This is a genomic window from Xanthomonas chitinilytica (assembly GCF_026107455.2).
Taxonomy (GTDB): domain Bacteria; phylum Pseudomonadota; class Gammaproteobacteria; order Xanthomonadales; family Xanthomonadaceae; genus Stenotrophomonas; species Stenotrophomonas chitinilytica.
The window spans coordinates 1-20,469 of record NZ_JAPCHY010000013.1; the positions used below are offsets into that span (position 1 = coordinate 1).

At 70.9% G+C, this 20,469-nt stretch carries 22 protein-coding genes; 7 read left to right on the forward strand and 15 right to left on the reverse strand.

Annotated features, from left to right (window positions below; all coding sequences use genetic code 11):
* Nucleotides 1-173: 173 nt before the first annotated feature.
* Nucleotides 174-761, reverse strand: coding sequence for an NADPH-dependent FMN reductase (locus OK345_RS14230; protein WP_265128647.1), 588 nt, complete (start codon nt 759-761; stop codon nt 174-176).
* Nucleotides 762-797: 36 nt separating this feature from the next.
* Nucleotides 798-1,400, reverse strand: a complete 603-nt coding sequence (locus tag OK345_RS14235) for a LysE family translocator (RefSeq protein WP_265128648.1) — start codon at nt 1,398-1,400, stop codon at nt 798-800.
* Between the two features lie 114 nt (nt 1,401-1,514).
* Here OK345_RS14235 and OK345_RS14240 point away from each other — a divergent pair, with 114 nt between their 5' ends.
* Nucleotides 1,515-2,411, forward strand: coding sequence for a LysR substrate-binding domain-containing protein (locus OK345_RS14240; protein ID WP_265128649.1), 897 nt, complete (start codon nt 1,515-1,517; stop codon nt 2,409-2,411).
* Between the two features lie 27 nt (nt 2,412-2,438).
* Here the strand turns inward: OK345_RS14240 and lepB are convergent, their stop codons facing one another.
* The 5 genes from lepB to arfB form a co-directional block, all read right to left on the reverse strand.
* Nucleotides 2,439-3,059, reverse strand: a complete 621-nt coding sequence (gene lepB, locus OK345_RS14245; protein WP_265128650.1) for a signal peptidase I — start codon at nt 3,057-3,059, stop codon at nt 2,439-2,441.
* Nucleotides 3,060-3,139: 80 nt separating this feature from the next.
* Complete coding sequence (locus tag OK345_RS14250; RefSeq protein ID WP_265128651.1) at nt 3,140-3,805, reverse strand: hypothetical protein; 666 nt, start codon at nt 3,803-3,805, stop codon at nt 3,140-3,142.
* 239 nt (nt 3,806-4,044) lie between these two features.
* Complete coding sequence (gene dcp, locus OK345_RS14255; RefSeq protein ID WP_265128652.1) at nt 4,045-6,216, reverse strand: peptidyl-dipeptidase Dcp; 2,172 nt, start codon at nt 6,214-6,216, stop codon at nt 4,045-4,047.
* Between the two features lie 167 nt (nt 6,217-6,383).
* On the reverse strand, nt 6,384-6,986 hold the full coding sequence (locus tag OK345_RS14260; RefSeq protein ID WP_425510975.1) for a lysophospholipid acyltransferase family protein: 603 nt from the start codon (nt 6,984-6,986) through the stop codon (nt 6,384-6,386).
* A gap of 4 nt (nt 6,987-6,990) precedes the next feature.
* Nucleotides 6,991-7,422: an alternative ribosome rescue aminoacyl-tRNA hydrolase ArfB gene (gene arfB, locus OK345_RS14265; protein ID WP_265128653.1), complete on the reverse strand. Its 432-nt coding sequence runs from the start codon at nt 7,420-7,422 to the stop codon at nt 6,991-6,993.
* A gap of 75 nt (nt 7,423-7,497) precedes the next feature.
* Here arfB and OK345_RS14270 point away from each other — a divergent pair, with 75 nt between their 5' ends.
* The 3 genes from OK345_RS14270 to OK345_RS14280 all read left to right on the forward strand — a co-directional run bounded on the left by OK345_RS14270 (nt 7,498) and on the right by OK345_RS14280 (nt 8,896).
* Entirely contained in the window at nt 7,498-8,028 is a 531-nt protein-coding gene (locus tag OK345_RS14270; protein WP_265128654.1) for a DUF2059 domain-containing protein, read from the forward strand.
* An 89-nt stretch (nt 8,029-8,117) separates the two neighbouring features.
* A complete protein-coding gene (locus OK345_RS14275; RefSeq protein ID WP_265128655.1) occupies nt 8,118-8,462 on the forward strand; it encodes a hypothetical protein in 345 nt (114 codons plus the stop codon).
* The gene (locus OK345_RS14280) at nt 8,459-8,896 is read left to right on the forward strand and encodes a VOC family protein (protein ID WP_265128656.1); all 438 of its coding nucleotides are present in this window, start codon (nt 8,459-8,461) and stop codon (nt 8,894-8,896) included. Before OK345_RS14275 ends, OK345_RS14280 begins: the two co-directional genes overlap by 4 nt.
* 260 nt (nt 8,897-9,156) lie before the next feature.
* Here the strand turns inward: OK345_RS14280 and OK345_RS14285 are convergent, their stop codons facing one another.
* Nucleotides 9,157-9,924 (reverse strand): pseudouridine synthase, encoded by a 768-nt coding sequence (locus OK345_RS14285; protein WP_306332100.1) that lies wholly within the window; start codon nt 9,922-9,924, stop codon nt 9,157-9,159.
* Nucleotides 9,925-9,984: 60 nt separating this feature from the next.
* Between OK345_RS14285 and OK345_RS14290 the strand changes: the two genes are divergently transcribed.
* Together OK345_RS14290 and OK345_RS14295 are read left to right on the forward strand one after the other, a co-directional pair.
* The gene (locus tag OK345_RS14290; RefSeq protein ID WP_265128658.1) at nt 9,985-10,641 is read left to right on the forward strand and encodes a response regulator transcription factor; all 657 of its coding nucleotides are present in this window, start codon (nt 9,985-9,987) and stop codon (nt 10,639-10,641) included.
* A gap of 1 nt (nt 10,642) precedes the next feature.
* Complete coding sequence (locus OK345_RS14295; RefSeq protein WP_265128659.1) at nt 10,643-12,022, forward strand: ATP-binding protein; 1,380 nt, start codon at nt 10,643-10,645, stop codon at nt 12,020-12,022.
* Here OK345_RS14295 and OK345_RS14300 read toward each other — a convergent pair.
* From OK345_RS14300 to OK345_RS14315, 4 genes are all read right to left on the reverse strand, one after another.
* Nucleotides 11,985-13,067 (reverse strand): MBL fold metallo-hydrolase, encoded by a 1,083-nt coding sequence (locus tag OK345_RS14300; protein ID WP_265128660.1) that lies wholly within the window; start codon nt 13,065-13,067, stop codon nt 11,985-11,987. The genes OK345_RS14295 and OK345_RS14300 overlap by 38 nt on opposite strands.
* Nucleotides 13,068-13,126: 59 nt before the next feature.
* Nucleotides 13,127-13,588 (reverse strand): GNAT family N-acetyltransferase, encoded by a 462-nt coding sequence (locus OK345_RS14305; RefSeq protein WP_265128661.1) that lies wholly within the window; start codon nt 13,586-13,588, stop codon nt 13,127-13,129.
* A gap of 260 nt (nt 13,589-13,848) precedes the next feature.
* Nucleotides 13,849-15,507, reverse strand: coding sequence for a ubiquinone biosynthesis regulatory protein kinase UbiB (ubiB, locus tag OK345_RS14310; protein ID WP_265128662.1), 1,659 nt, complete (start codon nt 15,505-15,507; stop codon nt 13,849-13,851).
* A complete protein-coding gene (locus tag OK345_RS14315) occupies nt 15,504-16,151 on the reverse strand; it encodes a ubiquinone biosynthesis accessory factor UbiJ (RefSeq protein ID WP_265128663.1) in 648 nt (215 codons plus the stop codon). The genes ubiB and OK345_RS14315 overlap by 4 nt, the downstream gene beginning before the upstream one ends.
* Before the next feature lie 184 nt (nt 16,152-16,335).
* On the opposite strand from OK345_RS14315, the gene ddlA reads away from it, so the two are divergent.
* On the forward strand, nt 16,336-17,436 hold the full coding sequence (gene ddlA / locus OK345_RS14320; RefSeq protein WP_265128664.1) for a D-alanine--D-alanine ligase: 1,101 nt from the start codon (nt 16,336-16,338) through the stop codon (nt 17,434-17,436).
* Nucleotides 17,437-17,551: 115 nt separating this feature from the next.
* On the opposite strand, the gene OK345_RS14325 is transcribed toward ddlA, so the two are convergent.
* The 3 genes from OK345_RS14325 to oleC form a co-directional block, all read right to left on the reverse strand.
* Entirely contained in the window at nt 17,552-17,707 is a 156-nt protein-coding gene (locus OK345_RS14325) for a DUF1328 domain-containing protein (protein ID WP_265128665.1), read from the reverse strand.
* Between the two features lie 64 nt (nt 17,708-17,771).
* The gene (gene oleD, locus OK345_RS14330; RefSeq protein WP_265128666.1) at nt 17,772-18,782 is read right to left on the reverse strand and encodes a 2-alkyl-3-oxoalkanoate reductase; all 1,011 of its coding nucleotides are present in this window, start codon (nt 18,780-18,782) and stop codon (nt 17,772-17,774) included.
* Entirely contained in the window at nt 18,779-20,434 is a 1,656-nt protein-coding gene (gene oleC, locus OK345_RS14335; protein WP_265128667.1) for an olefin beta-lactone synthetase, read from the reverse strand. The genes oleD and oleC overlap by 4 nt, the downstream gene beginning before the upstream one ends.
* Nucleotides 20,435-20,469 lie beyond the last annotated feature (35 nt).

Genomic DNA, 20,469 nt, shown 5'->3' on the forward strand with positions numbered 1-20,469 from the left:
AAGACGGGCATGTTTATGCAGGTTCATCCGGGGCTCCTGGGGGCTGGGTTGGCTTCGCAACCTCCATCTTCCAGAGATGCCCCGGATGAACAACCTACTGAGAGATCACAGCTAGGCGGTCGCGGCGGCATGACCGGCGCACGCCAGGCATCCGCGCACCATCGCGCTCCGCATCAACGCCGGCAGGCGGCCGCCTGCGCGATCTCCGCATCCAGCGCCGCCAGCAACCGCTGCATCGCCTGGCGCGCCGCCGCGTCCAGCAGCCGGCCTTCGCCGTCGAACGCGGCGCCGGCATCGGCCAGGAACAACGACGGGCCGGGAACGACGCGCGACTGGCAGGCCACCAGCACCTGCCGCAGCGCGGCCTGCGCCAGCCGCGTGCCCCAGCGGCCGCTGGTGGCGCCGACCACCGCCACCGGCTTGCCGGCGAGCACCGACGGCCGCGAGCGCGAGATCCAGTCGATCGCGTTTTTCAGCACGCCCGGCAGCGATTGGTTGTATTCCGGCGTGGCGATCAGCAGCGCGTCGGCCTGCGCCACTTCCCGCCACAGCGACGGCACGGCGTCGGTGGGCTGCATCGCGCCTTCGATGTCCTCGTCGAACATCGGCAGCGCGGCGAGCCCATCGTGGACCTGCACCTGCATGCCCGCGGGCGCGAGGGTCGCGGCGGCCCGCAGCAGGCGGCGGTTGAAGGAATCGCGGCGCAGGCTGCCGGCGATGGCCAGCACTCGGCGAGGCGGAAAGGAAGCGGCTGGATCCATTGGCAAGGCTCCGAAAGGTCCCGGTCGGGATTGAAATCAGGGGGTGAACGGCAGCAGCGCCGCCGACAGCATCAGTACCACGCCCATGCCGCGGTCGAACCATCGCCGCGTGCGGGGCGCCTGCAGCGCGCGGGCCAGCAACCGTCCGAGCAGCGCCCAGCCCAGCAGGCAGGCGCCGGACAGCGCGGCGAACAGCAGCAGCGGCGTCAGCGCCGCCATCGCGCCACCGGCGGAAGCGGCCCGCCAGGCGCCGGCAACCGCGATCGCCAGCGTCCAGCCCTTGGGGTTGGCGAACTGCAGCGCGAACAGGCCGATGCCGTTCCGCCCGGCGGCCGGGGCGGCGCCCGCTTCCGGCGCTTCCTGCGGCCGCAGCGCGAGCCGCAGCCCGAGCCAGAACAGGTAGCCGCAACCGGCCGCCACCACCGCGCCGCCCAGCCGCGGCCAGCGCTCCAGCAACGCTCCCATCCCGGCCAGCGCTGCCGCCAGCAGCAACCCGCCACCGAGCACGATGCTGGCGATCGGCGCCGCCACCGAAACGATGCCGTGGGCCATGGACTGGCGCAGCACCAGCAGGTTGTTCGGCCCCGGCGTGGCCACCGAGACGAAGATCAGCGCTGCGCTCACCCAGATCGGATTCATCGGCTCTCCGGCGGAAGGATTGATGGCGGCCGGGGGCGCCCGTGCATCCGGCCTGCGCAGGATGGCCGACGGCGCTGGTGACATGCGCCGGGCTTCCGGTCTAATTTTGTAACCATGGAATCGATCCCGCTGAATGCCCTGCGCGCCTTCGCCCTGGTCGTCCGCCACGGCGGCGTGCGCGCCGCCGCACGCGAACTGGCGGTCTCCCATTCGGCCGTCAGCCGCCACCTGTCCGAGCTGGAGCGCTGGCTGGGCGTACCGCTGACCGAACCCGGCGAAGGCCAGCGCGGCATCGTCGTCACCCCGCAGGGAGAACGCCTGGCCGCCGTGGTGCTGGCCTCGCTGCAGGACATCGGCCAGGCGGTGGACGCGGTGCGCGAGCGGCGCTCGCCGCATGCGGTGACGATCTCGACCACGCCGTCGTTCGCCGCCCGCTGGCTGCTGCCGCGCCTGCCGGCGCTGGAGCGCGCGCATCCGCAGCTGGAGATCTCGGTGGTGGTCGACCAGCGGGTGGACGATCCGGGCACTCGCAGCAGCGACCTGGCCATCCGCAGCGGCGACGGCGACTGGCCCGGCATGGATGCGCAGCCGCTGATGGACGACCGGCTGTATCCGGTCGCGAGCCACGGCTACTGGGAGGCCGCCGGATGTCCGGCCGATCCGGCGGAACTGGCGCGGCTGCGGCTGCTGCACGATCGCGATGCGGCCGCCAGCTGGCAGCTGTGGCGGCAGGCGTTCGGCCCGGCCGACCTCGACGTGCGGCCCGGGCCGCGGCTGGCCTCGACCGACCTGGTGCTGCGCGCCGCCGCGCAGGGCATGGGCGTCGCACTGGCGCGGCACCGGCTGGTCGGCGACGAACTGGCCGCCGGCACGCTGGTGCGCCCGTTCGGCGAGCGCCAGATCGTGCTGGAACGGGCCTACTGGCTGGTGACGCCGGCGGGCCGCGGCCTGCGCCATGCCACCCGGACGCTCATCGGCTGGCTGCGGCGCGAGGCCGCGCTGCAAGCGTGACGGGCCGCCGCATGGGCGGCGGCCGGGCTACAGCCGGAGCCAGCGCGGCCCCTCGCCGCGGCGCCAGTACACCGCCACCGCCTTGCCGTAGAGGTCGTCGGCATCGACCAGGCCGAAGAAACGGCCGTCCACGCTGTTGCCGCGATGGTCGCCCAGCACCAGCAGCTTGCCCGGTGGGATCGTGAGCCCGGCGATGTCGGGGCCGCCGCCGGCATCGAGTTCCAGCCGCACGCGCTTGCCGCCGGACGCTTCTTCGGCGGCGGCCAGCTGCAGCGGCCGGCCGTTGAGGCGCAGATGGCCGTCGTGCAGTTCCACCCGGTCGCCGGCCACCGCCACCACGCGCTTGATCAGGCGGGTGCCGTCGGCCGGCGAATCGAATACCGCCACGTCGCCGCGCTGCGGTTGGCCGGTCGCCAGCAACGTGCGGCCGGTGAAGGGAAGCCGCACTCCGTAGGCGCGCATGTCCACCACCACCCGGTCGCCCGGCATCAGCGCAGGCTGCATGGAACCGCTGGGCACCTGGTAGTGGTTGGCCAGCGTATCGCGCGCGGCCATCAGCAACGCCAGCGCCACCAGCAGCGGCACCAGCTCCTTCCGCAGCCAGGCCAGGACACGCTGGGGTTGCGCGGGCATCGCATCACGGCTCATGGCGTCTCTCCGGCGGGAAGTGGCCGTCAGACTCCCTGTTGCGGTCGAAGTTCCGCCGCGGCCGCAGCCCGGCGGAATATTCAGAGCGAACGCTGCGCGGAGGGTCCGGGCACGGCCGCCGGATGCGCGAACCGGGCCGGCTCGCGGATGCGCTGGGCGGCATAGCCCAGGCTGGCGGCCAGGATGAAGGTGTAGCCCAGCAGCTCGGTGGTTTCCTCGACCGCGTTCTTGAACACGCGGACGTAGTGGTCGGCCAGCAGGCCGTTCCACAGCGAGGTCATGCCGATCAGGCGCGAGTAGAACAGCAGCAGCACCAGCCCGATCACCATCACCGTGCCCGGCCGCGACGCCATGAAGCGCACCAGCCCCGACAGCGACGAGCGCCAGTCGCGCGCGGCGTACAGCACGCAGCCGACGCTGATCGGCAATACCAGGTACTTCCACAGGCCATGCACCAGCAGGTCCAGCACCGCGTCCATCTCGCGGATGAACATGCAGGCGAAGAAGCCGGCGGCGAGCACGGCGAAACGGTGGTCGTCGCGGCGGCGCAGCGCCAGCCGCGCGAACGCCAGCACGCTGGCCAGCAGGAAGCCCTCCTGGGTCAGCTCCACCAGCGACCATTCGCCCACCGCATCCTTGAGCCAGTGGATGTCGCAGTAGAGCAGCAATGCCGGCAGCGACACCATCAGCCCGAACAGCGCGGTACGGCCGAGATGGGCCAGCAGGATCTTGAGGTCTTTGTTCACGGGACACCCGCGCCGGACGACGGCGCCTTGCGGAATACGGAGCGGATGGCCGGGCATTGCCCCTCTGCCACATGGGCAGGCACGGCGGGCCATCGCGTGGGCGCCATTATCGGCAACGGGAAATGTTTGAAAACCGTAAAGATGGAACGATCTGTCGTTGCCGCCCCGCGCGTTCAGCGCGCAGACAAGAACGGCAGGGTTGCCCCTGCCGTTTCGCGTTCCATGCGGTCGCTCGGCCGCTATTTCAGCCCGCGGTTCTTCAGCAGCGGCTCCACGCTCGGATCCTTGCCGCGGAACCCGCGGTACAGGTCGGCCAGCTCCACGCTGTTGCCGCGCGAGAGGATCCCGTCGCGGAATGCCTGGCCGTTCTCCGCGGTCAGGCCGCCATGCTCCTTGAACCACTCGAAGGCGTCGTGGTCCAGCACCTCGGCCCAGAAGTAGGCGTAGTAGCCGGCCGAGTAGCCGCCGCCCCAGATGTGGTCGAAGTAGGTGGTGCGGTAGCGCGGCGGCACCTGCGGCAGGTCGACCTTGAACCGCTTCAGCGCGGCGGCCTCGAACGCGTCCACGTCCTGCAGCGGCGCGTCGGCCGGCTGGGTGTGCCAGGCCAGGTCCAGCAGCGCGGCCGACAGGTACTCGGTGGTGGCGTAGCCCTGGTTGAAGGTGCGCGCCTTGACGATCTTGTCCACCAGCGCCTGCGGCATCGGCTCGCCGGTCTTGTGGTGCCTGGCGTAGTTGGCGAACACCTTCGGGTCCAGCGCCCAGTGCTCGTTGAACTGCGACGGGAACTCGACGAAATCGCGCGAGGTGCTGGTGCCGGCGATCGACGGGTACTTCACGTCGGAGAACATGCCGTGCAGCGCATGGCCGAACTCGTGGAACAAGGTGGTGACGTCGTCGAAGCTGAGCAGCGCCGGCTGGCCCGGCGCCGGCTTGGTGAAGTTGCAGACGTTGTAGACCACCGGCCGGGTGCCGGACAGGCCGTCCTGCTCGACGAACACGTCCATCCACGCGCCGCCGGACTTGCTGTCGCGCTTGAAGTAGTCGGTGTAGAACAGCGCCAGCGGGCTGCCGTCCTTGTCGAACACCTCGTACACCTTCATGTCCGGGTGGTAGGTGGGGATGTCGGCGCGCGGCTTGAAGGTGATGCCGTACAGCTGGGTGGCGGCGTAGAACACGCCGTTCTCGAGCACGTTGTCCAGCTCGAAGTACGGCTTGATCTGCGATTCGTCCAGGTCGTACTGCGCCTTGCGCACCTGCTCGGCGTAGAAGTCCCAGTCCGAGGCGGCGAGCTGGAAGCCGTCCGTCTTCGCGTCGGAATGCTGCGCGTCGATCACCTTCTGCATCTGCGCGATCTCGCCGCGCGCCTTGGCGGTGGCCGCCGGCACGGTGTCGGTGAGCAGCTTCAGCGCCGCCGCCGGCGTGCGCGCCATCTGGTCGCCCAGGCTGTAGGCGGCATAGTTCTCGAAGCCCAGCAGGCGGGCCTTCTGCGCGCGCAGCTGGGCCAGCCGCTGCACGGTCTGGCGGGTGTCGTTGGCGTCGCCCTTCTCGGCGCGGGTCTGCGAGGCGGCAAGCACCTCGGCGCGCAGCGCGCGGTCGCTCAACGCGCCCAGCACCGGCTGCTGGGTGGTGTTCTGCAGCGCCAGCAGGTACTTGCCGTCGAGCTTGCGCGCCTTGGCGTCCTCGGCCGCGGCGGCGATGTCGCCCTCGTCCAGCCCGGCCAGCCTCGCCTTGTCGTCCACCACCACCGCACCGGCGGCACTGGCCGCCACCAGTTTGGTGTGGAACGCGGTGGACAGCGTGGTCTCCTCCACGTTGAGCTTGCGCAGGGCATCCTTGTCGGCGTCGGACAGCTGCGCGCCGGCGCGCACGAAACCTTCGTGGTAGCGCTCGACCAGGCGCTTCTGCACCGGGTCCAGCTGCAGCGCGTCGCGGCGGTCGTAGAGGTCCTTCACCCGCGCGAACAGCTTCGGGTCGAGGTTGATCTCGTCCTCGTGCGCGGCCAGCTTCGGCGCCACTTCTTCCTGGATCTTCTGCCGCGCATCGTTGGTATCGGCCTGCACCAGGCCGAAGAAGATGCGCGATACCCGGCCCAGGGTCTGGCCGGAACGTTCCAGCGCCTCGATGGTGTTGGCGAAGGTGGGCGGCTCGGCGCTGCCGGCGATCGCGCGGACCTCGGCCAGGTGCTGGCGCATGCCCTCTTCGAACGCCGGCAGGTAATCGCTGTCCTTGATCCTGTCGAACGGCGGCGCCTGGAACGGCAGCGTGCTGGCACTCAGCAGCGGATTGGCGGAAGCATCGGCCGGCTGCGATGCCGGGGCGGTCTGGGACTCGGACACGGGGGTGGACTCCTTGCCGGAACAGGCGGCCAGCGCCAGGCTGATGGCGGCGGCCAGAACGACGGTACGCGACATGAAACAGGCTCCTTGCGGCGGATTGCGGCAGCCCTCCACGCTACTCCCAAACCCGCGGGCCGGCATGTGCCGGACGTGGCGTGTGGCTGTGCGGCTGGCGGCGTCCAGCCGCTCCCGGAAGCCCGCCTGCGACCGTCACTGCACTGGCGGAACCGGGGAACAGCTCCTCAGAAAGTGCCGCGGGTCTTGCCCTGCCAGGGCCGGTACCACTGGCGGATGGCGGCCATGTCGGCGGCATCGTCGCCGCTGGGGTGGAACAGCGGGCCGACGCCGATGATCTTCTCGGGGTAGTGGAAATAGGCCGCCAGGATCGGCACGTCGGCCAGCCGCGCGATCTTCAGGAAACCGGCCTTCCATTCCTTGACCGCCTTGCGGGTGCCCTCCGGGGTCAGCGCGTACCACATCCGCTCGGAATTGCGGATCAGCGCCACCGCCTGGTCCACCGTGCCCTGCGGCGAGCTGCGGTCCAGCGGCACCACCCCCAGCCGGCGCAGCAGCGGGCCCAGCGGCCACCAGAACAGCTGCGCCTTGCCCAGTACCCGCACCTCCAGCCCGAGCGCGATCTTGGCGGCCATGCCCCAGTACCCGTCCCAGTTGGACGAATGCGGCGCGGCGATCAGCACCAGCCGCGGGAGGTCGGGAATCGTGCCGACCACGCGCCAGCCCCCCAGCCGCAGCACGGTACGTCCGAGCCAGCGGGTGAAGGCGTTGGGTTTGACCTGCGGCATGTTCGGCGGGATGGCCGGCAGCAACGGCGTCGGGTCGTTCAAGCGGTCACTCCCAGTTGCGTTGCGTGCGCCCGCGCTTGACCTGCGAGCGTTCGCGCTTGGCGTCCAGACGACGCAGTTTCGACCCGTAGGTCGGCTTGGTGGCCACGCGCGGCTTGGGCACTTCCAGCCCGGCGCGGATGAACCCGGCCAGCCGCGCGCGCGCGTCCTCGCGGTTGCGGTCCTGGGTGCGGAAACGCTGGGCATCGATCACCAGCACGCCCTCGCCGGTCATGCGCCGGTCGCGGCGGGCCAGCAGGCGCGCGCGCAGCGGCTCGGGCAGCGAGGGCGAGCCGGCCACGTCGAAACGCAGCTCCACCGCGGTCGAGACCTTGTTCACGTTCTGCCCACCGGCGCCGCTGGCGCGCACGAAACGCTCGACGATCTCCGTTTCCGGTATCGCCAGCTGGTCCGTGATTTCGATCGGGCCGCTCCCCATGGCCGGCATTGTAATCGTCGCCACCGCCGCGTTGCCGGGTATGCTCCGCTTTCACCATGCAAGCAGGACGCCTCCATGAACCTTGACCGCATCATCGGCCACCGCCGCCTGCCGCGACTGCTGCTGTCGCTGGGCCTGGCGCTGGCCGCCGCCACGCCGGCCCTGGCCGTACCGCCCAGCGACGGCGACATCAACCGCCTGCTCGCCGCCTCGCGCGCGCAGACCATGCTCGACAGCATGCTGCCGCAGATGGAAGCGATGCAGCGGCAGCAGTTCGCCGAACTCACCCAGCAGCAGCAGCTCAGCCCCGGACAGCTGGCGCAGGTGCAGCGGATCGAGCAGCGCACCAACCAGACCCTGCGCCAGGCGCTGGCCTGGTCGCAGATGCGGCCGATGTACGTGGAGCTGTACAAGCAGTCGTTCTCCAAGGAGGACGTGCTGGCGATGGCCGAGTTCTACGAGAGCCCGGCCGGTCAGAGCCTGCTCGACAAGACCCCGCTGCTGATGCAGAACCTGATGGTGGCGATCCAGCAGAAGATGCAGCCGCTGCTGGTCGACCTGCAGAAGGACCTGGAGCAGATCCTCAACGAGCCGGCGCAGGAATAGCCTTGAGGGCGCGGGCCGGCAAGGCCCGCCGGAACCGGGGCTGCCCGGTGGTGTTTCTCTTGGGAGCGACGTAAGCCGTGTTGGGCCTCATGGAAAAGATCATTTTCGGCGTGTTAGACGAGCAAGCCTTTGAGATCGTTGAGCGATCCGGCCACTACTTTGTGCGTCATGACGCTGGTGCCCACCAAGTCGCCTGGCGGGAGGACGAGATTTCCACAGCTGATCTGACCTTGATGGAATCAGGCCAGGAAGGCGTATCTATGGTGCTTGCGGCTCTTCAGCAACGGCTTGCCGAGTCGGGAGTAGATCCATATCGGTCCAACTGGCTCCCAAAGCTGGCTGAGCCCCAACAATTCATTCAAGCCGCCACCACCTCGCGGCACGGCTTGATTCAGGCGTCAGGGCCGGCGGAAGACCTGCGGAGTCCCCAATGACACAGCCTTTTTCCATACAGCACATCGACCATATCGTCCTTCGGGTCGGCGACCTGGACAGAAGCGTCGAGTTCTATCGCACTGTCCTCGGATGCGAGGTTGTCCGGCAGCGCGAGCACCTGGGGCTCGTCCATCTGCGGGCCGGCGCTTCGATGATCGATCTCGTAAGCGTGGACGGAAAGCTGGGGGCGCCTGGCGGCGCGGCCCCCGGCAGGGAAGCGAGGAACGTAGATCACCTGTGCCTGCGCATCGACCCCTTCAACGAGTCCGACCTCGTTGCGCATCTCAACGACAGCGGCCTTGCGCCGCTGGGCGACGCCGGGATCCGCTTTGGCGCAGAGGGCGAAGGCCCGTCGCTCTATTTTTCCGATCCCGATGGCAATGTGATTGAACTCAAGGGCCCGTCGATTGCGGCAGCCGCTGGCCGGCCCTAGCGATGCGTTCAAGCCGGGCCCGCTTCGTGGGTCGGCTCGGTTCATGCACCGGGCGCCACCGGCCTATCCGACGCGATCCGGGCACGGATTCACGCGCATGAGCCTCGCTCTTCGGGCCATCGCTCGCGCTGCCGTCAGCCTTCGCCCGCGGGCCGCATCGGATAACGCCCGACAATCCATCGGGCCGACGCCGCTTCGCGGGGTGGCTGGGTCGGGCGATGGAGCGCCGGCAGGGGCGCCCACCGCGGCTTGCGTCGCTCCTACAGCGATGCCGGCTCCCAGCCGAACAGAGCGCAGGCCTTGCGGAACTGCACGTCCAGCGGTGCGGCCACGTCGATGATCTGTCCGCTGTGCGGATGCGGGAAACGCAGGCGCTCGGCGTGCAGCAGCATGCGGTGCACGCCCTGCATGCGGAAGCTGCGGTTGTGGCGGCCGTCGCCGTGGCTGGTGTCGCCGATCAGGTGGTGGAACACGTGCTTGAGGTGGCGGCGGATCTGGCGGAAGCGCCCGGTCTGCGGCTGGCAGCGCAGCAGCGCGTAGCGCGAGGTCGCAAAGCCGTTGGACGGCACCGGCAACTCGCCGGTGAGCAGCCGCTGGAAGTGCGTGACCGCCGGCTTCTTGAGCGGCTTGCCGGGGCCGCCGTCCAGGTCGTGGTCGACCGTGAACGCTTCCTCGGCCGGCCAGCCGCGACACACCGCCAGGTAATCCTTTTCCACCGCGCCGCCCATCAGCGCCTTGCCCAGGCTGCTGGCCGACTCGCGGTCGAACGCCAGCAGCAGGCAGCCGCTGGTGGCGCGGTCGAGCCGGTGCACCAGGAAGATCGGACGGCCCAGCTGCTCGCGCAGGCGGTCGGCCAGGAAGTCGTCCTCGCCACGGGCCAGCTTGCTGTCGTGGACCATCAGTCCGGCCGGCTTGTCGACCACGGCCAGGGATTGATCGAGGTACAGGATCTGCAGCAGTTCGGGGGATTCGCTCACCGCGGCATTATCGGTGCTGGCCGGCGGCGGCGACAGCCGTGCCGGTGCGATTAAGAACTTCTTAAAGCCCGCGGCCTACCATCGCCGGCTGCATCTTCCGGAAACCCTGCCTTGTCCCAGGTCCTGCTCGTCGAAGACGACCTCATGCTCGGCGACGCGGTCGCCGACGCGCTGGCCCGCGATGGCTGGCAGGTGGACCGCGCCGGGGATGCGGCGGCCGCGCGCCTGGCGCTGGTCGAACACGGCTACGCCGCGGTGCTGCTGGACCTGGGGCTGCCGCACGGCTCCGGGCTGGACGTGCTGCGCGGCCTGCGCCAGCGCTACGACGCCACCCCGGTGCTGATCGTCACCGCGCGCGACCGCCTCAGCGACCGCGTCAGCGGCCTGGATGCCGGCGCCGACGACTATCTGGTCAAGCCGTTCCAGAGCGACGAGCTGTGCGCGCGGCTGCGCGCGCTGGTGCGCCGCGCGCAGGGCCGGGTGACGCCGCAGCTGGCCTGGCGCAACGTCCTGGTGGACCCGGGCTCGCGCACGGTCAGCCGCGACGGCGAGCCGGTCCGGCTCGGCACCAACGAGTACCGCACCCTGCTGGCGCTGATGGAGCGGCGCGGCCGCGTGGTCCCGCGCGAGACACTCGAAACCCTGGTATACGGCGGCGACGGCACCATCGAGAGCAATACCATCGCGGTGTACGTGCACCAGCTGCGGCGCAAGCTCGGCGAGGAGTTCATTGTCACCGTGCACGGCATCGGCTACCGGATCGGCTGACATGCGCAACCACTCGCTCAAGCTCAAGCTGCTCAAGACCATCATGGCGATCCTGCTGCTCGGCTGGCTGACCTGGCTGGTCTGCGAGCACCTGCAGCTGTCGCGCCAGCAGAGCCGGCACGGCGACCTGATGCTGCGCGAGGTCGCCGAGCAGATCCTGCTGTCGATGCCGCGCGACATCGCCGGCGTCGCCAGCTCCGGCCATCTGCAGCTGCCGGCGGACCGGCCGGCCGCGGCGCTGCACAAGTTCGACAAGCTCCAGTTCCAGGTGTGGAGCCTGGCCAGCCGCGAGCGCGTGGTCGCCTCGCAGCGGGCGCCGGCGGCGGCGCTGAAGCCGGACTTCCAGCCCGGCTTCGGCCACAGCCGCAGCGCCGACGAGCAGTGGCGCGTCTACGCGGTCAGCGACGCCGAAGGCCGGGTACAGGTGCAGGCCGGGCTGGCGCAGTCGCAGATGCAGGCCGAGCTGGGCTACTGGGTCAAGGCCGGCCTGGTCTACGCGCTCGGCGCGCTGCTGGCGCTGGCCGGGGCGATCTGGCTGGCGGTGCACTGGAGCCTGCGCCCGATCGACCGCCTGCGCGGCGACATGGGCCGGCGCGAGCCGCTCGACCTGACCCCGCTGCCCACCGTCGGCATCACCCGCGAGATCCTGCCGCTGGTCGAGTCCTTCAACGCCCTGCTCGCCCGCCTGGGCGAGGCGATGCAGGCCGAGCGCCAGTTCCTGGCCGACGCCGCGCACGAGATCCGCACCCCGCTGGCGGCGCTGCTGACCCAGGCCGAACTGGCGCTGCGCGCCGACGCCGGCGCCGATGCGCAACGGGCGCTGCAGCGGCTGGCCGGCGGCATCGAGCGCACCTCGCGGCTGGCCCAGCAGCTGCTCGATTCGGCGCGGCTGGAAGCCTCGCAGCGCAGCCGCGACGAGACGCCGGTGGAACTGGCCGAAGTGGCGACGATGGTCGCCCGCGAATTCGAGGGCATGGCCTCGCGCCGGCGCCAGACCCTGGCAGTGACCGCCAGCGAGACGCCGGTATGCGGCAACCTGGACGACCTCGGCATCCTGGTGCGCAACCTGGTCGACAACGCCGTGCGCCATGCCGGCGACGGCGCCCGCATCGAGATCGACTGCCACGCCGTCGCCGGCGGCCACGCGCTGCTGTGCGTGCGCGACAACGGCCCCGGCGTGGTCGAGGCCGAACGCGAACGGATCTTCGAGCGCTTCTTCCGCGGCAGCAACGGCAACGGCGAGCGCGGCAGCGGCATCGGCCTGTCGCTGGTGGCGCGCATCGCCGGCCGCCACCGCGCCACGCTGCGGGTCGGCGACGGCATCGGCGGCCGCGGCCTGGGCATCAGCGTGGCATTTCCCCTGCTGGACCTGCCGCGCTGACCGCGCGCGACGGCGGCTTGTCGGCCGCCGCCGGCAACCGCCACCAGCGCTCGACCGGCGGCGGTTGCGACGCATCCACCGCCTGCCCGAGCAGCGGCGTGGAGATCGCCACGCCACGCGCCTGCGCCGCCGCCAGCACCCGTTCCATCGGTTCGTCCCAGTCGTGGAAGGCCAGGTCGAAGGTGCCGTTGTGGATCGGCAGCAGCCAGCGCCCGCCGACGTCCAGGTGCGCCTGCACGGTCTGCTCCGGCAGCATGTGCACGCCTTCCCAGAGCGGATCGTAGGCGCCGCACTCGATCAGGGTCAGGTCGAACGGCCCGAGCCGCTCGCCGATCTCGGCGAAGCCGGGGGAATAGCCGCTGTCGCCGCTGAAGAACAGGCTCAAACCCGGCGCGTGGATCGCCCACGACGCCCACAGCGTGGAATTGCGCCCGAACAGGCCGCGCCCGGAAAAGTGCTGCGCCGGCGCCGCGGTCAGGTCCACCGCGCCGATCCGCACCGATTGCCACCAGTCCAGCTGCACCACCTTGTCGGGGTCCACGCCCCAGCGCACCAGCAGGTCGCCGACGCCCAGCGGCGCCACGAACCAGCCGGTACGCGCGGCCAGCGCGCGGATCGTGGCCTTGTCGAGATGGTCGTAGTGGTCGTGCGAGAGGATCACCCCGCGCAGCGGCGGCAACTGCTCCAGCGCGATCGGCGGCGCCTGGAAGCGGCTCGGCCCGGCCCAGGAAAGCGGCGAGGCGCGCTTGGAGAACACCGGATCGGTCAGCCACCAGCCGCCATCGAGCTTGACCAGCACGGTGGAGTGGCCGAGCCGGTAGATCCGGTTGTCCGGCGCCTCCGCCAGCATCCGCGCGGTCAGCGGCTGCACCGGCGGCGGTGCGGACGGACGCGTGGACGGGCGTTTGCCGGTCATGAACTTCCACCACAGCGTGATCGTTTCGCGGCCCTGCGGCACCTTCGGCGCGATGGGATTGCGGAAACCGCCGTCGTGGTACTGCGGCGAGGCGGGGTATTCGGGGGTACGACCGGAAGCGAGGAACATGCAGGAGATTCCAACCAGGAAGAAGGTCAGCAGGACCACCAGAAGACGGCGACGGCGCTTCACCCGGCCACCCCGCCGCCGGGCGCCGACAGGTCCGTGGACAGCCGCGCGCCGTCGGCCAGGCGCAGCTGCCGGCAGCCCAGCTCGGCCGCCATCGCCAGCGCGTGCGCCTGCAGGCGCGAGCCGATGCCGCGCCCGCGCCAGCCGGGGCGCACGTACAGCGCGTCGATCGCCAGGCAGTAGCCGCCCTGCGGCAGCGCCAGGCCGACGCTGGCCACGACCGTGCCGACCGTCTCGCCGCCGATCTCGGCCAGCCATGCCCAGCCGCGGCACGGGGTCTCGAACAGCGCTTCGCGCAACGGCAGCGGCGGCTCCGGCGGCACGCACATGCCCGAGCCGCCGGCGGCCTCCCGGCACAGCGACCACAACCGTTGCGCATCGCCGTGGAACGCGCGGCGCAGCGTCGGCGCCAGCGGCAGCGGTGCGGCGACCGGGCGCGGCGGCGGGGCCAGCGCGATCATGCCGCGTGCTCCGGAAGCTGCCGCGCGCGTGCGGCGGCATTGACGGGACTGGGCAGGCGCATGGGGGTGTTCTCCGCGGCGGGCGGCATCCGCCCAGGGAGCGCCAGCGTGCGCCGCCGCTTTTAAGAACTCTTTAAGCGCCTCCCACCCCCCGTAGGAGCGACGTCAGTCGCGACCGGGCCTTCCGATGAAAGCCTCGTCGCGACTGACGTCGCTCCTGCAGGGGAATAAGGGGAATCGTGGGAGGCCGCAGCCCGGCCTCAACGCCGCAGCCAGGCCGAGGCCAGCGCAGCGGCGCCCACCAGCCCGGTCAGCCACGACCACAGCGGCACCGAGGCCAGTTGCGGGCCGCCGGCCTGCAAGCCGTACAGCACCGCGGCCACCACCACCAGGCCGGCGCCGCCGATGGCGGTGACCACGCGCCGCTGCATCCGCTGCAGGGTGGCGTTGAGCTCGGCCAGGTCCTGCGAACGCATCGACAGCTGCTGCCGCCCTTCCACCTGCTGCTGCAGCCACTGGTGCACCAGTGCCGGCATGTCCGGGGCGTGGGTCATGATCTCCGGCAGCCGCTTGCGCAGTTCCTTCAGCGCGCGGCGCGGGCTGTAGCGCTCGCGCAGGATGCGTTCGAGCACCGGCCGCGCCACCGCCCAGATGTCGATCTGCGGATCGAGCTGGCGGCCCACGCCCTCGATGTTGAGCAGGGTCTTCTGCAGCAGGATCAGCTGCGGCTGCAGGGTCAGCTGGTAGCGCTGGGCGACCCGGAACAGCTTCATCAGCACTTCGGCCAGCGATATCTGCGACAGCGGCCGGGTGAAGTACGGCTCGCACACCGAGCGCGCGGCCGCCTCCAGCTCGTCGATGCGCACGTTGGACGGCATCCAGCCGGCCTCCACGTGCAGCTCGGCCATGCGCCGGTAGTCCTTGTTGAAGATGGCCATGAAGTTCTCGGCGAGGTAGTACTGGTCCTCCTGCGAGAGCTGGCCCATGATGCCGAAGTCCAACGCGATGAAGCGCGGGTTGTCGCGCCGGGCCGGGTCGGTATCGACCCAGATGTTGCCGGCGTGGGCGTCGGCGTGGAAGAAGTTGTCGCGGAACACCTGGGTGTAGAACACGCGCACGCCCTTGGCCGCCAGCGCCGGGCGGTCGATGCCGGCGGCGTCGAGCGCGGCGATGTCGTCCGAGGGAATGCCCCACACCCGCTCCAGGGTCAGCGCGCGCTCGGCGGTGTGGCTCCAGATCACCTCCGGCACGTACAGGTCGTCGGAGTCCAGCCAGAAACGGCGCAGCACGCTGGCGTTGGCGCCCTCGCGCTGCAGGTCCAGCTCGGCGGCCAGGGTGTTCTCGACCTCGGCCACCACCTCGCGCGGGCGGATCTTGTCGGCGCGCGGATGGGTGCGCTCGACCAGCGCGGCCAGCGACTGCAGCAGGGCGATGTCGGCGGCGATCTGCCGCTCGATGTCCGGGCGCAGCACCTTGACCACCACCTCGCGGCCGTCGTCCAGGGTCGCGGCGTGCACCTGGGCGATCGAGGCCGAGGCCAGCGGCTCGGTGTCGAAGCGGGCGAAGGCCTCGCCGACCGGACGCCCCAGCGCCTGCTCGACGATGCGCCGGGCGCTGTCGCCGTCGAACGGCTTGACCCGGTCCTGCAGCAGGGTCAGCTCGGCGGCCACATCCGGCGGGATCAGGTCGCGGCGGGTGGACAGGATCTGCCCGAACTTGACGAAGATCGGCCCCAGGTCCTGCAGCGCCAGCCGCAGCCGCGCGCCGCGCGACTGCGCGGCGATGTCGGCCGAGGCGCGCGGCACGAACGGCCTGGCCAGCCGCAGCCAGCGTCCGGCCGGGGTGTCGTCGAGCAGGTCGTCCAGGCGGTAGCGCAGGATCACGCGGCCGATGCGGCTGGCACGCAGCAGCGCCTTCATGCCCGCACCTCGCGCTGGCGCAGGCGCTGGATGCGCGCGGCGACGCGCTCGACGTCGTCGCGCAGCACGTCGACGTCGTCGTGGAAGGCGTCCAGTTCGGCGCGCGGCACCACGTCGCGCGACTCCTCGGTGACGTACTCGGCGGCGGTCTGGGCCAGGTCCACCGCGCTGCGCCGGGCCTGGGACAGCGCCGTGCGCAGGGTCTGCGCGACCTGCACCCCCAGCACCTCGCCGAACACGGCCACGAACGGCTGCTGCCAGTCCGGATCGAAGCGGCTGGCGAGCTGCTGCAGGCGGCGCGCCAGTTCGGCGTCGCCGGACACCTTCATGCGCCCGCCCGGGGCGCCGGCGTTGCGGCGCGCGTTGGCCATGAACGGCAACTGCGCCAGTACCCCGCCCAGGGTGCTGCGCACCGCCAGGTCCGGCTCGCTGGCATGGTCCACCGGGCCCACGGTCAGCCGCTGCCCGCTGACCCCGATCTGCATCGCCAGCGCGGGCGACTCCAGGGTCAGCGCGATGCGCTGGCCGTCCAGCGGCCGCAGCGCGTCGCGGGTGTCCGGGTCCAGTGCCAGCGCACGGTTGAGCGCCACTTCCAGGGCGCGACCGGCCAGCGGCTTGAGGGCGTTGAAGGGGGATGCAGGCATGCGCGCATTCTACCGGCAGCCGGCCCCGGGGTTCCTGTAGGAGCGACGTCAGTCGCGACCGGGCTTGCCCGGTAAAGCCTGGTCGCGACTGACGTCGCTCCTACAAGGGCGGGGGCCGATGCCCTTTCCCCGCGGCGCTGCCAGAGCGCATGCTATCGCCCCCTTTGCTTTGGAGCGGTTGCGGATGCGCAAGACCCGGGTAGGCATCATCTTCGGCGGTCGTTCGGCCGAACACGAGGTCTCGTTGCAATCGGCGAAGAACATCGTCGATGCGCTGGACAAGCAGCGTTTCGACGTGGCCCTGATCGGCATCGACAAGCAGGGCCAATGGCACCTCAGCGATCCCGCGGCGTTCCTGCTCAACGCCGACGATCCGGCGCGGATCGCGCTGAACCGTTCCGGCAACGGGATCGCGGTGCTGCCGGGCAAGGACCGGCAGCAGTTGGTACCGGTGCAGCCGGCCCAGGCGCTGCAGCAGATCGACGTGGTGTTCCCGATCGTGCACGGCACGCTGGGCGAGGACGGCTCGCTGCAGGGCCTGCTGCGCATGGCCAACCTGCCGTTCGTGGGCTCGGGCGTGCTCGGCTCGGCGGTGGCGATGGACAAGGACGTGGCCAAGCGCCTGCTGCGCGATGCCGGGCTGGCGGTGGCGCCGTTCGCCTGCTTCAACCGCGCGACCGCGGCCGGTGCCGACCATGCGGCGCTGGTGGAAGAGCTCGGCTCGCCGCTGTTCGTGAAGCCGGCCAACCAGGGCTCGTCGGTGGGCGTGAGCAAGGTGCGCGACGAACGCGAGTTCCGCGACGCGCTGGCACTGGCGCTGTCGTTCGACCACAAGGTGCTGGTCGAGGCAGCCATCGCCGGCCGCGAGATCGAATGCGCGGTGCTGGGCAACGAGCGCCCCGAGGCCAGCGTCTGCGGCGAGGTGGTGGTGCACGACGACTTCTATTCGTACGACACCAAGTACATCAGCGAGACCGGCGCCGACATCGTGGTGCCGGCCGATATTCCCGCCGAAGCGCAGGAACGCATCCGCGGGATCGCCGTGCGCGCCTACCGCGCGCTGGACTGCGCCGGGCTGGCGCGGGTGGACGTGTTCCTCACGCCCGCCGGCGAGGTGGTGATCAACGAGGTCAACACCCTGCCCGGCTTCACCCGCATCAGCATGTATCCCAAGCTGTGGGAAGCCAGCGGCGTGGGCTATACCGCGCTGATCACGCGGCTGGTCGAACTGGCGCTGGAACGGCACCAGGCCGACCGCGCGCTGCGCAGTTCGCTGACGCCGTAACCCCCGCAGCGCCCCTGCAGGAGCGACGCCGGGTGGCCTCGGGCCATCAGTCGCGACCGGGCCTTCCCGATAACGCCCCGTCGCGACTGGTGCCGCTCCTACGAAGAACGGCCGGTCAGGCCTTGCGGCGGAACAGCGAGACCACCGCCAGGATCAGGAACACCACGAACAGGATCCAGGCGATGTTGCCGGCGGCGCCGGCGATACCGCTGAAACCCAGCACCGCGGCGATGATGGCGATGACGAAGAAGATGACGGCGTAATGCAGCATGGCGAAGTCCGAATGACGTGTCGTGCCGGATTGGCGCGCACTCATCTTCGGCAGCCGGCGGTCGTCAGCGGGTGACGGCAGCGGCCTGCGGCCACGACGCCTTCAGCCTTGTGAGCCCCTCGTCAATGGAAACGCGCGGCACGTAGCCGAAGTCGCGCCGCGCCGGCTCCATCGAATACCAGTGCGGCGTGCACAGCTGCTCGGCCAGGAAGCGCGTCATCGGCGGCTCGCCGCGCAGGCGCAGCAGCGGCCACAGCCGTTCGCACACCGCGCCGATGCGGTAGGCCGCCTTGAAGCTGATCGACTTCTCCACCGCCGGCGCGCCGACCGCGGCCAGCAGCTTGTTGAGCAGCTCGCGCATCGGCAGCGGCTCGCCGTTGGAGATGAAGTACGCCTTGCCGGCGCAGGCCGCGCCCGGCGCCAGGTGCTCGAACGCGTCGAAATGCGCCTGCGCGGCGTTGTCGATGTAGGTGGTGTCCACCTTGTTCAGGCCGTCGCCGACGAAGCGCAGGCGCCCGGCATGGGCGCGCTGCGCCAGCCGCGGCAGCAGCTGGTTGTCGCCCGGCCCCCAGATCAATCGCGGACGCAACGCCACGGTCGCCAGCCGCGCATCGTTGGCCGCCAGCACCGCGCGTTCGGCGATCGCCTTGGTCGCCGCGTACGGAGCCTGGAAGTCCTCGCCGTAGGGCACCTGGTCCGCACCCAACCCCTCCACCGGATGGGTGGCGCGATGGGTCACGCTGGGGGTGGAGGTGTAGACCAGCCGGCCGATGCCGTGTTCGCGACAGGCGGCCAGCACGTTTTCGGTGCCGACCACGTTGGCCTGGTGGTAGCTGTCGTAGCCGCCCCAGGCGCCGGCCTTGGCGGCGTTGTGGAACACCGCGTCGACCCCGGCCACGGCGTGGCGCACGGCGCCGGCATCGGCCAGGTCGCCGCGGATCTGGCCCACGCCCAGCGCCTGCAGTTCGGGATAGTGCCCGCGGTTGAAGCTGAGCACCTGGTGGCCGCGCTCGACCAGCCCGCGGCACAGCGCCTGCCCGAGGAAACCGCCGCCGCCGGTGACGAGGATCTTCATGCGTGTTCCTTCAATTGCGCCGATGCCCATGCGGCCAGTTTCTCGCGGCCGATCTTGGCGTTGTGGCGGATGTCGACCGGGAACCCGGGATGGCGCAGGAAATGCGCGATGCCGGCGGTATGGGCATGTGCCTGCGCGCGTTCGCGCAGGTTGGCCTCGATGTCCGGCGCGGTACTGCCCGGCTGCAGTTCGTAGCACAGCACCGGCAGCTGCCGGCCCAGTTCGCCGACGCCGACCAGCGCGCTGCGGCGGATGCCGGGCACGCTGTTGAACAACGGCTCGACCTGTTCGGTATACAGCGGCCCGGCGGCGGTTTCCACGCGCTGGGTCTTGCGCCCGCAGAACCACAGCCGGCCCTGTTCGTCGAACCAGCCGACGTCGCCCATGCGATGGACGATGCGCTCGCCGCCATCGTCCAGGCGTTCGCGGATCTTGGCCGCGGCGGTGGCCGCGTCGCGGTTGAAGTAGCTGTCGGTGGTGGTCGGCCCGGCCACGGTGATCTCGCCCACCTGCCCGGCCGGCAGTTCGCGCACGCCGGACCAGTCGGCGATCGGTGCGTCGTCGATGGCGATGATGCGCACCACGTTCGGCGCCACCACCGCCCCCACGCAGGTGCCGGCGCCGGCCTCGGTCGCGGCGCGGGTGGCCTCCAGCTCGCGGCCCTCGATCACCGCCACCGGCAGGCACTCGGTGGCGCCGTAGGGCGTCCAGAACTGGGCGTCGGCCGGCAGCAGCGCGCGCATCTTCGCCACCACGTCCGCCGGCACCGGCGCACCGGCCGAGGTTACGCGGGTCACGCCCGGCAGCGGTCGGCCATGCTCGGCCAGCACCCGCATCAGCGCCGGCGAACCGAACAGCTGGGTCACGCCGAAGCGGGCGATGGCGTCGTGCAGCCGGCGCGGATCGGCGCTGGCCGGCCGGGTCGGGTCCATGTCCGGGATCACCGAGGTCAGGCCCAATGCCGGGTCGAACAGCGCGAACGGCGGGAAGGTCGGCAGGTCGACGCCGCCGGGCTGCATGCCGAAGGCGTTGCGCAGCAGTTCGATCTGGCCGACGAAATGGCGATGGCGGTAGACCACGCCCTTGGGCACGCCGGTGGAGCCGCTGGTGAACAGGATCGCCGCCACCTCGTCCGCCGCGGTGGCCGCCAGCTGGCTGCCGGCGCCGGCGCCGGACGCCTCGATCCGCGCCAGCGTGGTGCCGCCCCAGGCCCAGCGCCGGCCCACCGTGACCAGCCGCGTGGCCGATTTCGACCAGCCCAGCAGCCGGCGCGCCAGATGCGCCAGCGGGATGCCGATGAACGCCTGCGGCTGCGCCTCGTCCAGGCATTGCTTCAGCGCGCGCTTGTCGATGCCCGGGTCGACCAGCACCGGCACCGCACCGACCTTGAACAGCGCGAACATCAGCAGGAAGAACTCCGGCGACGGCCGCACCATCACCACCGCGCGCACTCCGCGGCCGATGCCGTAGCCGGCCAGTCCGGCGGCGATGGCGTCGCTGCGCGCGTCCAGGGTGCGGTAGTCCAGGGTGACGTCGTAGCCGGCCAGTCCGTTGCCGGCGGCGCGGCGGCCGGGGCAGCGGATGGCGATCTGGTCGGGCCGCTCGCGTGCCAGCTCCGGCAGCCGCGCGGCGATGTTGCAAGGTTCGTTCATCTTTCTATTGTCGCCGCTGCAGAAAATTCTTGCGC